Below are 11,526 nucleotides of genomic sequence, written 5' to 3'. Positions count from 1 at the left end.
AACGCACTGGTGTTTGGATCAAGCAAAGGATGAAGCAAATGGCTGGAATCATCATTGTCGGCGTCGACGGCAACTCAACCTCCATGAAGGCTGCCCGCGTGGCAGCGGAACTGGCCAAGGCCACGGGCCGCACCTTGCGCGTCGTGACCGCGTTCGGCGAGGACAAGACCGAGAAGGTTGCCATCGGCAATGACGAGTGGTTCCTGTCCACGGCTGACGAGGCCGAGCGTGTTGCACAGCGCGTTGCCGAAGAGCTGAAGATCAGCGGCGTCAAGACCGAATACTCCTCCGCACTTGGCAAGCCTGCCGACGTTCTTCTGGAAGAAGCCACGAAGCTCAAGGCAGACATGATCGTTGTGGGCAACGTCCGCATGCAGGGCCTGGCCCGCGTGCTGGGCTCGGTTGCCAACGCTGTTTCGCACAACGCACCGTGCGACGTCTACATCGTCAAGACCGAAGGCTAAGACCTTTCAACACAAAACCCCCGCAACACGGCTCGCGCCGCGTTGCGGGGGTTTTGTGCGTCCTGGGGTGGCGCCGGGACGTTGCCGGGCTCTCAGCGGTAGCGTCGGTGCTGATTTTTCAGTGAGGAGGCGCCGGGTGTTGCGTCCGCGATCCACGGGCCGGTGCCCTCGGAGGGGTCCAGCACGCCTGCCTCGAGCCATGTGAAGTTCCCTGCCAGCAGCTCTTCGCTCAGGGCCCTGTCGGAGTCGTCGGTGTTGTGCCAGAGCTCGCCGAAGAGCGCCTCCACACGCAGCCGGGACTGCCAGGCGAAGGCGTCGGCCAATTGCAGTGCGTGGCGGCCCTGTTCCGTGTCCTTGAGCCGGAGCATTTCCGCTCGGGAGCAGCATGCCGAGATGGCGAACAGCTCGGCGCCGATGTCCACAATCCGGCCCAGGAAGGCCTGCTTGTATTCGAGCTTTCCCTGCCAGCGGCCCATGGCGTAGAAGGTCTGGCGCGCCAGCTTCCGTGATTCCCGCTCCACAAAGCGCAGGTGCTTGGCCAGCGGGCCAAAGTCGCTGTAGGAGCGGGGGTCCAGGCCCTTGCCCACCACCAGCTGCGGCAGCCACTTTGCGTAGAAGCCGCTGGCTTCCATGGCGGCCTTGCCTTTTTCGGCCAAGGTTGCCGTGGTGGATGCGAGGTCGCCTGCCGCCGCCAGATGGGCATCGACGGCCTCGCGGGCAATGAGCAGGTGCATGATTTCGGTGGAGCCCTCAAAGATCCGGTTGATGCGCAGGTCCCGCAACAGCTGCTCGGCCGGCACGGCGCGCTCACCGCGGGCTGCCAGTGAGGCTGCCGTCTCGTAGCCCCGCCCGCCGCGGACCTGGACCAGCTCGTCGGCGCACTTGTAGGAGAATTCCGAGGACCAGAGCTTGGCCAGTGCGGCCTCGATCCGCACATCCTTCATGCCGGCGTCGGCCAGGGCGGCCGACAGCTCGAACACGGACTCCAGCGCAAATGCCGTCGCCGCCATGAACGCCAGTTTTTTGCCCACCGCCTCGTGCTGCCCCACGGGATGGCCCCACTGGGTGCGGGCATTGGACCACTCGCGCGCGATCTTCAGTGACCACTTCGCCGCGCCCGCGGCCATGGCCGGAATGGAGAGCCTGCCGGTGTTGAGCGTGGTCAGGGCAATTTTCAGGCCCTGGCCCTCGCGGCCCAGGCGGTTTTCCGCCGGGACGCGCACCTGGTGGAATCGGGTGACGCCGTTTTCAATGCCGCGCAGGCCCATGAACGCGTTCCGGTGCTCCACCGTGATGCCGGGCGAGTCCGCCTCGACCACGAAGGCGGTGATGCCGCCTGTGGGGCGCCTCGCGGCATCCGGGCCCCGGGACGGGACCACGGCCATGACCACCACCAGCTCGGCAATGACGCCGTTGGTGGTCCACAGCTTCACCCCGTCCAGGATGTACTCCGAGCCATCCTCGCTGGGGACTGCAGCGCAGGCCATCCTGGCCGGGTCCGAGCCAACATCCGGTTCGGTCAGCAGGAACGCCGTGACGGCCCCGGCCGCACAGCGGGGCAGGTACTTTTGTTTTTGCTCGGCTGTGCCAAAAACCTTGACCGGCTCCGGCACGCCAATGGACTGGTGTGCTGACACCAGCGCGCCGAACGACGGGTGGACACTGCCCAGGATGGCCAGGGCCCGGCCGTAGTACGTCAGGTTCAGCCCCAGGCCACCGTATTCAAGCGGGATCTTCATGCCGAACACGCCCAGCTCCGCCAGGCCGGCCAGGTATTCGTCAGGGATCTTGGCCTCCCGCTCGATGCGCGGTCCGTCAAGGGTCTTGGCATAGGCCTGCACTTTTTCCAGGAAGGCCTCGCCGCGTTCGGTGTCTTCCAGGGTGGATTGCGGGTGGGGGTGGATCAGCCCGATGTCGAAATCGCCCAGGTACAGGCCCTTGGCGAAGCTGGGCCGCTCCCATGCCGTCTCACGCGCCGCCTCTGCGGCGTTTCGGGCGTCAGTGGCGGTTGCGTGGACCCCGCCGGGAGCAGTGTCTGCGCTCATGGCTTCCTCGATTCCCCCGGCGCGGACCCGGCCGGCATGCGGATGCGGTGCTTTGAGCCGAGCCTACTCCGCGCCACACGCCGCGGCTAGGGCGGCCACTAGCCGTCCTGTCGCAGCCTCAAGGTCAGGATTTGGAAGGGGCGCAGGGACAACTTGATGGATGGGTTGCCGGCGCCGTCCGCGGCACCCACGGAAAGGGATCCGGCGTCGTACGGCTGCTCGAGGAGGTTGTTCTCGACCACGGAGGCCACGGGGAACGACGCCGAGAGCGTCACCTTCGCCCGGGCGCCCAGCGGCTCATAGAGGCGCACAATGACGTCGCCGCTGCGGTCATCGGCCAGCTTGACGCACTCAATCAGGGCATCCTGCGAATCCGTGCTGACAAGGGCCTCCACGGCGGCACCTGAAGAGTGCGTGCCGCGCCACGGCAGGTTCATGGCATAGCCCGCAGCCACGGCGTCCGCCACCTCGGCCCCCACCACGAGCCCATAGCTAAAGGAATGCGGGCCCTGGTCCGTCTCCGGATCGGGGAAGCGCGGCCCGCGCAGCAGCGACAGCCGCACAGTGGTGAAGCTTGAACCGTTGCTGCCGGGGTGGCGGGACACGTCGTGGCCGTAGGTGGAATCGTTGATGACGGCCGCGCCAAAGCCGGGTTCGCCCACATGCACCCAGCGGTGTGCGCAGACCTCAAAACGGGCGTTGTCCCAGGACGTGTTCTCATGCGTGGCGCGCTGAATGTGCCCGTACTGGGTCTCAAAGCGGGCGTGGTCGGCGTGCACATCGAGCGGGAACGCGGCCTTGAGCAGCGTCTCCTGCTCGTGCCAGTCGACGTCCGTGTAGACCGTGATGACCTTGGAGTCAGGGGAAATGCGCACACGCTGGGTGATGTGCGAGGCTCGGAAACTGCGCTTGATGGTGACCTCGGGCTGCTCGCCCAGCATGGTGACCTCCATCGAATCCAGCTCGCGAAGGTCCGTCACGGTGTTCTTGTAGAACTCGTCAATGTCCCACGCGTCCCACATGTTGGGGAAGTCGGCGTGCAGCTGCAGCAGGTTGGCGCCCTGCCCGGCCGGCACCAGCTCGCGGTCCGCCGCCACATCCACGATGGAGCTGATGACGCCGTCCGCCCCGAAGCGTACGGTGATGAGCCCGTTGCGCACGACGACGTCACTTCCGTCGTGCTCCACCGTCACCTCAGCTGTGTCCCGGACCGGGACGCCAGCGCTGAGCGGGGCGATGCCCAGGCGGGGATAGGGCGAGGCGTTGAAGTGCAGGGTCTCGACAGGCTCAACCACCGGTGATCGAGCCTGTCGAGATCCAGGCTCGACCAGCGGGACAGGCTCCTCAAACAGCGCCAGCGCGCCCATGGCTGCGAAGATGGTCTCGTTGAGGTCCTGCGCGATCCGGGCGTAGCTTTCGGCGGCTTCGCGGTGCACCCAGGCGATGGAGGAGCCGGGCAGGATGTCGTGGAATTGGTTCAGCAGCACCAGCTTCCAGAGGCGGTCCAGTTCCTCGTAGGGGTAGTCGATCAGCCCGCGCGTGGCGGCCGTGGCACTCCACAGCTCCGCCTGGCGCAGCAGGTGTTCGCTGCTCCGGTTGCCCTGCTTGGTCAGTGCCTGGGAGGTGTAGGTGCCGCGGTGCAGCTCAAGGTAGAGCTCGCCCTTCCAGACGGGAGCGTTGGGGTACTCGGCCTCTGCCGCGGTGAAGAACTCGGCCGGGCTTTGGATGGTGACCTGCGGGGAGCCTTCAAGATTGCGGGTGCGCTTGGCACGTGCCAGCATCTCGCGCGTGGGCCCGCCGCCGCCGTCGCCCCAGCCGAAAGGCACCAGCGAATTCTTCGCTGCTCCCTTGTCGCGGAAGTTTCGCACGGCATGGGCCAGCTCGGCGCCGGACAATTGCGAGTTATACGTGTCTGCGGGCGGGAAGTGCGTGAACACCCGGGTGCCGTCGATGCCCTCCCAATTAAAGGTGTGGTGCGGGAACTTGTTGACGGTGTTCCAGGAGATCTTTTGCGTCAGGAACCACTTGGCGCCGGCCTGCTTCACAATCTGCGGCAGCCCGGCCGAATAGCCAAAGGAATCCGGCAGCCACACCTCCTGGCATTCCACGCCGAAATTTTCCCTGAAGAAGCGCTGGCCGTAGGCGAACTGGCGGGCCATGGCCTCGGAACCCACCATGTTGGTGTCGGATTCCACCCACATGCCGCCCACGGGGATGAAACGCCCCTCGGCCACGGCCTCCTTGACCCGCGCAAACACCTCGGGCCGGTGCTCCTTGAGCCACTCGTACTGCTGGGCCGAGGACATGGCGAACTGGAACTCGGGGAATTCATCCAGCAGGTTCACCACGCTGGAGGCGGTGCGGGCCACCTTGCGCACCGTTTCACGCACGGGCCACAGCCAGGCTGAATCAATGTGGGCGTGCCCAATGGCAGTGATTTGGTGGGCGCTGGCATTGGCCGGTTGCGCCAGAACGTCCGCCAGTAGGGCCCGGGCCGCGGCAGCGGTGCCGGCAATGTCGGTGAGGGAGACGGTGTCGAGCGCGCGTTCCAGCGCATAGAGAATGTCCCAGCGGCGCGGGTTGCCCAAATCCAGCTCGGCGGCAAGCTGGTCCAACACCTCAAGGTCCTGGACAAGTTCCCACACCTCGGTGTTGAAGATGTTGATGTCGGCCCGGGCCATGGTGTACCGCGGGGCGCCCCCGGCCGTGAATTTTTCGCCCAGCTGCGTGGGGATGAAGGGGTTGTCAGTGAAAACAAAGGGGTTGGCTGCGGCCTCAACATAGAGGTCGATGGTTTCCCCGCCCCGGGCATGGGGGGACACCGGCACCCAGCTGTTGAGCGGGTTCAGGCCCTTGATGGCGGTGCCGTCCGGGCGGTACACGAGCCCCTCGGCCTGGAAACCCGGCCAGGACTGGCTGAAGCCCAGGTCCACCACGAGCTCGACCCGCTGGCCGCGTGCCGTGTCCGGGACGGTGCCCGTGACATGGATCCAGCTGGTGCCCCACGCCGGCCCCCACTGCCGGCCCACGGAAAATGGTTCATAGGCGGCGGAGCCGTCCAGTGCCGCGGCGGGGGAGACCGGCTCGCCCTGGCCGCCCTGCACATGCCAGGCCGTCAGTCCCAGCGGCGCAACAGGGGTGTGGATGGCCGGGATGATCCGTTCCACCAGGACTCGTTTGAGCCGGTCTTGGATCAGGCCGTGTTTGTCATGCATCTGCGCGGGACCTTTCGGTAACGGTGACCGAGGAATGGATTTTCAGTCTAGTGGGGCAGCTCACGCCGGGGCCGCATAAGGTGGGGATGTTCCGGAGAGAAAAAATGGGGAGAACGTGGTCACAACAGCACAGCCGCAATGGGATGCCAGCGGGTTTTTGAAGCAGCAACTTCTGGACTGCGCCGCGCGCATTGAGAGCACCACAGGGGATGTGGCACTCGCGGAGATGTTCCACAGCGGCATGCGCAACACACTGGAAACCACGCTCACGCGCGAGCCCGACGGAACCACCTTCGTCATCACGGGCGACATTCCGGCCATGTGGCTGCGCGATTCCTCCGCCCAGATGCTGCCGTTCCTGCGCTTCCTGGGGCCGGCCGGCGGCGCCGATGCGCAGGAACTGTATGGGGTGCTGGCCGGGCTGAGCAGGCGCCAATTTGCCTACATGGCCCAGGATTCCTACGCCAACGCCTTCAACCAGAGTGCCAACGGTGCCGCCTGGGATCCGGCGGATGCGTGCGAGGACCCGTGGATCTGGGAGCGCAAGTACGAGCTGGACTCGCTGGCCTTCCCGATCTGGCTGGCCCACACTGTTTGGCGGCGCACGGGCCGGACGGACGTTTTTGACGACGCCGTCCACGCGGTGTTGCGTACGGTGGTGGCCCAGCTGCGCCTGGAACAGGACCACGAAAACAACTCCCCGTACACCTTTGTGCGCCAAACAGAGCTGCCCAGCGAGACGCTGCAGCGCGACGGCCGGGGCCCGGAGACCGGCTACACAGGCATGACCTGGGCGGCCTTCCGGCCCAGCGACGACGCCTGCGTCTACAGCTACAACGTGCCCGGAAACCTGTTCGCCGCACAGGCCCTGCGGCTGTTGGCGGAGATTGCCGGGGAGGTCTACGGCGACGCCGAACTGGCGGCAGGCGCCGTCGACCTTGCCGGGGAAATCACCCACGGCGTTGCCACCTTTGGCGTGGTGGCACACCCCGTGCACGGGGACATCTACGCCTACGAGGTGGACGGGCTGGGCGGCACACTGCTCATGGACGACGCCAACATGCCCAGCCTGCTGTCACTTCCGCTGACCGGTGGCCTGGCGGCGGATGACCCCCTGTACCTGGCGACGCGGGCGTTCATCCTCAGTCCCGAAAACCCGTTCTTCCACGAAGGCTTGCAGGCGGCCGGCATTGGCAGCCCGCACACCCCGCCTGGGTACATCTGGCCCATTGCGCTCGCCGTCCAGGGGCTGACCACCGCGGACCGGGAGGAAAAGCTGCGCATGCTGCAGCTGCTGCGCGACACCACGGGCGGCACCGGCTTGATGCACGAGGGCTTCGACCCGAATTGTCCGGAACAGTTCACCCGGCCGTGGTTCTCCTGGGCCAACTCCATGTTCGCCGAGCTGCTGCTGGATTATTGCGGGATCGGCGGCTAGGCATTCCCTGCGCGGGGCCGGCATTCCCTAGAGTGGTGCCATGACGTCTACCCAGCTGCCGGCAACCGGCGCATCCCAGGGCCTTGCCACCGGCCGCTTCGCCGCCGTCCGGGACCTTTTTGATTCAATGCTCGACGCCGACCCCCGCTACAGCGCGCAACTCGCCGTCTACCACCAGGGGACAAAGGTCCTGGACCTGGTGGGCGGCCCCGACTCCGCCGCGGACTCGGTGACAGGCGTCTTTTCCTGCTCCAAGGGTGTTGCGGCACTCGCCTTCAGCCTGCTGGTCCAGGACGGGCTGGTGGATGTGGATGCGCCCGTGGCCGCCTACTGGCCCGAATTTGCGCAGAACGGCAAGGGCGCCGTGACTGTGCGGCAGCTGCTCTCGCACCAGGCCGGCCTGCTGGGCGTGCAGGGCGGCTTCGCCATGGAGGAGTACAACGATCTTCCGGCGGTTGCGGACCGGCTCGCGGCTCTGGCGCCCATGTGGCGCCCCGGCAGCGGAACGTTCGGCTACCACGCCCTGACCATGGGCGTGTTCCTGGAGGAGCTCTGCCGCCGCGTCACCGGGGAACGCCTGCAGGACGTGTACAACCGCCGCATCCGTGAACCCTATGCGGCCAGCATGTTCCTGGGCCTGCCCGAATCCGAGGACCACCGCTACCGTCCCGTCCTGTTCGATGAGGAACCGGCGCCGGGCTTCTTTGACCCGCATTCCATCGCGGGTGTCTCCGGCAACGTCCAGGCCGGCAACCTGCTGGGCATGCCCAACCTGCGCAGCATCAGGGCCGAGGGCAGCACCAGCGGCGCAGGCGTGGGCTCGGCCGACGGCCTGGCCCGCGTATACGCCGGCGCCATCACAGGAATTGACGGCCTGCCCGCCTACCTCAACGAGAAGACCATAGCCGTCATGGCGCAGGAGCAGGTCTGGGGCCTGGACCGGGTCTTCTGCACCACGAGCGCGTTTGCCCTCACGTTCATGAAATCGCACCCGCGCATGGACTTCGGCAGCGCCGAGGCCTTCGGCCACGAGGGAGCCAACGCCTCGCTGGGCTACGCCGACCCGCTGTACGGCATCGGCTTCGGCTACGTCCCGGCACGGAACGAGGAAGGCACCACCGTGGGCCGGGCCATGCAACTCAGCGCAGCCGTGCGCAGCGCCATCCTGGCCGGATAGGGCTCGCGGCGCCGCCGGCTCCGGGCAGTCAGGTGTTGGGCGGGTTCCCCGGAACCCTTGCCCTGCCCGGCCCCGCTGCGGTTACCATGGGTATGCTCCCCGGTCTCAGCCGGGCCCACACCCCGACGCGAGGCACAACCCCATGCGAAAACATCCCGGACGCATTCCGGCATTGGCCCTGACCGCTTCCCTCCTGCTGCCAGGATTCCTGGTTTCCGGGGCGGCGCCGGCCCTGGCCGCGCCCGCGGCGGCCGAGTCAACTGCCGCCCCCACGCCCGCAGCCGTTCCGTTGGCGGGCCCCACGGCAAACGCAACGGAAATGCCGGCTCCGGCCACGACGCCGCCCGCAACGGCAGCGTCCACCACCCCGCCGGAGGCCACCGCCCAGCCGGTCCCGAGCATGGAGCCAACAGGCTCTGTGGCCACGCCCACCGCGCCCGTCCCTGCGCCGGACAAGGCCGGAAGGGGCATTGCCGCCCCCTACGCCGCCGCCCCGTACGCTGCCGCAGCGAGCAGCGACCCCTACCTAGTCCAGGTCCTGGCCCTGATCAACAACCGCCGGGCCGCCAGCGGCGCCGGGCCGCTTGTCTGGAATGCGACCATTGCCACGGGGTCCCAGCAGTGGGCCGCCACCTTGAACACGCGCCTGAACAAGGACGGCAACCTCAACATGGGGCAGGTTCACCGACCAGATGCCGGGCTGTCGATCCTGCCCAAGGGCGCCGACATGTACTCGGAAATCATTGGCATCAACTACACGCCCGCGAACATTGTTGACTGGTGGATGGGATCGCCCGCCCACAAGGCCGCCATGCTGGACAAGCGTGCAACCGATATCGGCATCGGCCAGGTCCAGACCACCAAGAGCGGCTGGGGCGGCATGAGGATTGTGGTGGCCAACCTGGCCGGCTACGAGTCCTCGCGTGTGAACCAGCCCCAGCCCACTCCCACGCCCACTCCCACGCCGGGGCCCGTGGCTGTGGCCAACGACGGGGATGTGGCAGCGATTGACTCCGCCGGCAATCTGTTCATCTACGGCTCCGCCAACGGTGCCGACTTGTGGAAGCGCACGTTTGTCTCGGGCGGCTGGGCAGGGGTGGCGCAGCTGGAGTTGATTGACTTCAACTCCGACGGCCGGCAGGACATCGTGGGCAAGTGGGCCGATGGCCGGCTGACACTGAGCCTCGGACAGGCGAACGGCACCCTGGCAGCCACCAGGCAGATCGGGTGGGGGTGGGGCAACTTCGACATCATTGCCACCAAGTGGCGCATGTCTGACAAGTATCCCGGCATTGTGGCCAAGCAGCGCCTCTCGGGGGAGCTTTTTCACTATGCCTCCGCTGACGGTTCCGCCCTGGCCATGCCAAGCAAGATCGGCGTGGGATGGGGGCCATTGACCATCATTGCCGTTGAATTCGACGGCGACGGCCGCACCGACCTGGCGGCACGCAACGCAGCAGGACAATTGATTTTGTACCGGGGCAACGGCGTTGGCGGCTTCATGGATGAGCCGCGCAAGGTGATCGGCACCGGATGGGGCTCCATGACCCACCTGTCCGGAATCAGCAACCATCTGGGCACCAAGGCCTGGGGCGTCCTGGCCCGCGACGGCGCAGGCAACCTGCATCACTACGCAATCCTCAAGGACAGGTTCGGCACCCGGTCACAGATCGGCACCGGCGGCTGGCAAACTCTGCTGCTCGGCAGCTGACCGGCGCCTCCGGACCGGCCCGAAGCCAGCCCGGGGGCGTTACGCCAGGTCCTTGAGCGCCTCCGGAACCGCCCGGTGGAATGTGGGGTAGGCGTAGACCATGGTCTTCAGGGTGGCCACGGGGATGCGCGCGTGCACGGCCAGCGCCAGCATGGACAGCACCTCGCCGCCCATGGGGCCTGCGGAGGTGGCCCCCACCAGGACGCCGCTCGAGGCATCCTGAACCACCTTGATGAAGCCCTGGTTTCCTGACTTGTGGATCCACCCGCGCGTGGAATCGGCCAGGTCCGTGAAGCCCACGCGCACCTCGAGGCCGGCCTCCCGCGCCTGTTGTTCCGTGAGGCCCACGCCGCCGATCTCCGGGTCCGTGAACGTCACGTGCGGCACGGCGTGGTTGTCCGCGCCGCCCCGGTCCGGCTGCCCGTTGTGCCGCGCGAGGATGTGCCCGGTGACAATGTTGCCGTGGTGCATCGACATGTGGGTGAAGGCCCCGGCCCCCGCGGCGTCGCCGATCAGGTAGAGGCCATCGGCCAGCTGCAGGTGATCATCGAGTTCCGGTGCCGCCTTCCCGTCCCACACAATGCCCGCTTCGGAAAGCCCGACGCCGGCCAGCGCCTGGGTGCGCCCCGTCGCCACGAGCAGCTGTCCGGCAGTGAGGCGTGTGGACCGTGACCCGCCGGACCGGCCGCCGGCGGGTGACAGTTCCAGGCTGAACTTCCCGTCCTTGTGTGAGACGGCCGTGACATCCCTGTTGCGCAGGACCTTGATGCCTTCCTCGCGGAACACCTTGGCCAGCAGCTGGCCCGCCTCGGGTTCCTCCCGCGAGAGCAGGCGGGGCCCGCGCAGCACCATTGTCACCTTGGTGCCAAAGCGCGTGAAAGCCTGGGCCAGCTCCACGGCAACGGCTCCGCCGCCCCACACAATGAGCGACGCCGGCGCATCCGCAGCCTGGACGGCCTCCCGGTTGGTCCAGAAGGGTGTGCCCGCCAGGCCCGGGACGTCCGGGACGGCGGGGTTGGTGCCGGGGTTGAGCACCACGGCCAGGCGCGCGCGGAAGGTGCGCCGGCCGCCGTCGTGCAGGTCAACCGTGACCTCGCGGGGACCGCTGAGCCTGCCCGTTCCGCGCACCAGCACCCCGCCCTTGCCGGTGAAGCGCTTGGCGGCCGCGGCGTCGTTCCAGTTGTCGGTTGCCTCGTCGCGGATGCGCCGGGCAACCTGGCTGAAGTCTGGGTGCGCCTGCACGGTGCCGGCGAGCCCGGGCACGCGGTGCGCCTCGGCCACCGCGTTGCCCGCCCGGATCATGATCTTGGACGGGATGCAGCCGTAGTAGGGGCACTCGCCGCCCACCAGGCGGGCCTCCACGCCCACCACCGCAAGGCCTGCGGCGGCCAACTCCCCGGCGGCGGATTCGCCTCCCGGGCCCATGCCAAGCACCACCACATCAACGTTTTCGACTTCACTCGCCGTGGCCATGGC

The 11,526-nt window shown here is 67.4% G+C and carries 7 protein-coding genes; 4 read left to right on the top strand and 3 right to left on the bottom strand.

Translation table 11 applies throughout. The features are described from left to right. Positions 1-38: 38 nt before the first annotated feature. On the top strand, positions 39-464 hold the full coding sequence (locus PCK14_RS17565; protein WP_269939809.1) for a universal stress protein: 426 nt from the start codon (positions 39-41) through the stop codon (positions 462-464). Between the two features lie 92 nt (positions 465-556). On the opposite strand, the gene PCK14_RS17560 is transcribed toward PCK14_RS17565, so the two are convergent. Then, positions 557-2,509, bottom strand: coding sequence for an acyl-CoA dehydrogenase family protein (locus PCK14_RS17560; protein ID WP_269939808.1), 1,953 nt, complete (start codon positions 2,507-2,509; stop codon positions 557-559). A 98-nt stretch (positions 2,510-2,607) separates the two neighbouring features. Beyond that, positions 2,608-5,724, bottom strand: coding sequence for an alpha-mannosidase (locus tag PCK14_RS17555; protein ID WP_269939807.1), 3,117 nt, complete (start codon positions 5,722-5,724; stop codon positions 2,608-2,610). Between the two features lie 157 nt (positions 5,725-5,881). On the opposite strand from PCK14_RS17555, the gene PCK14_RS17550 reads away from it, so the two are divergent. The 3 genes from PCK14_RS17550 to PCK14_RS17540 all read left to right on the top strand — a co-directional run bounded on the left by PCK14_RS17550 (position 5,882) and on the right by PCK14_RS17540 (position 10,050). Next, positions 5,882-7,162: a glycoside hydrolase family 125 protein gene (locus PCK14_RS17550; RefSeq protein WP_269939806.1), complete on the top strand. Its 1,281-nt coding sequence runs from the start codon at positions 5,882-5,884 to the stop codon at positions 7,160-7,162. 40 nt (positions 7,163-7,202) lie between these two features. Continuing rightward, positions 7,203-8,339, top strand: a complete 1,137-nt coding sequence (locus PCK14_RS17545) for a serine hydrolase domain-containing protein (RefSeq protein ID WP_269939805.1) — start codon at positions 7,203-7,205, stop codon at positions 8,337-8,339. A 142-nt stretch (positions 8,340-8,481) separates the two neighbouring features. Next, positions 8,482-10,050 (top strand): CAP domain-containing protein, encoded by a 1,569-nt coding sequence (locus PCK14_RS17540; protein ID WP_269939804.1) that lies wholly within the window; start codon positions 8,482-8,484, stop codon positions 10,048-10,050. A 39-nt stretch (positions 10,051-10,089) separates the two neighbouring features. On the opposite strand, the gene PCK14_RS17535 is transcribed toward PCK14_RS17540, so the two are convergent. Continuing rightward, on the bottom strand, positions 10,090-11,523 hold the full coding sequence (locus tag PCK14_RS17535) for a dihydrolipoyl dehydrogenase family protein (RefSeq protein WP_269939803.1): 1,434 nt from the start codon (positions 11,521-11,523) through the stop codon (positions 10,090-10,092). Positions 11,524-11,526: the final 3 nt, after the last annotated feature.

This window comes from Arthrobacter sp. HY1533 (assembly GCF_027568515.1).
Classification (GTDB): domain Bacteria; phylum Actinomycetota; class Actinomycetes; order Actinomycetales; family Micrococcaceae; genus Specibacter.
The sequence above is the reverse complement of the archived record's forward strand: the minus strand, read 5'-3'. Positions and strand labels throughout refer to the sequence as shown.

Bases quoted from the DNA above. Each gene is read 5' to 3' on its own strand.
- PCK14_RS17565 (WP_269939809.1), top strand. From the start codon at position 39: ATGGCTGGAATCATCATTGTCGGCGTCGACGGCAACTCAACCTCCATG.
- PCK14_RS17555 (WP_269939807.1), bottom strand. From the start codon at position 5,724: ATGCATGACAAACACGGCCTGATCCAAGACCGGCTCAAACGAGTCCTG.
- PCK14_RS17540 (WP_269939804.1), top strand. From the start codon at position 8,482: ATGCGAAAACATCCCGGACGCATTCCGGCATTGGCCCTGACCGCTTCC.
- PCK14_RS17535 (WP_269939803.1), bottom strand. From the start codon at position 11,523: ATGGCCACGGCGAGTGAAGTCGAAAACGTTGATGTGGTGGTGCTTGGC.
- PCK14_RS17560 (WP_269939808.1), bottom strand. From the start codon at position 2,509: ATGAGCGCAGACACTGCTCCCGGCGGGGTCCACGCAACCGCCACTGAC.
- PCK14_RS17545 (WP_269939805.1), top strand. From the start codon at position 7,203: ATGACGTCTACCCAGCTGCCGGCAACCGGCGCATCCCAGGGCCTTGCC.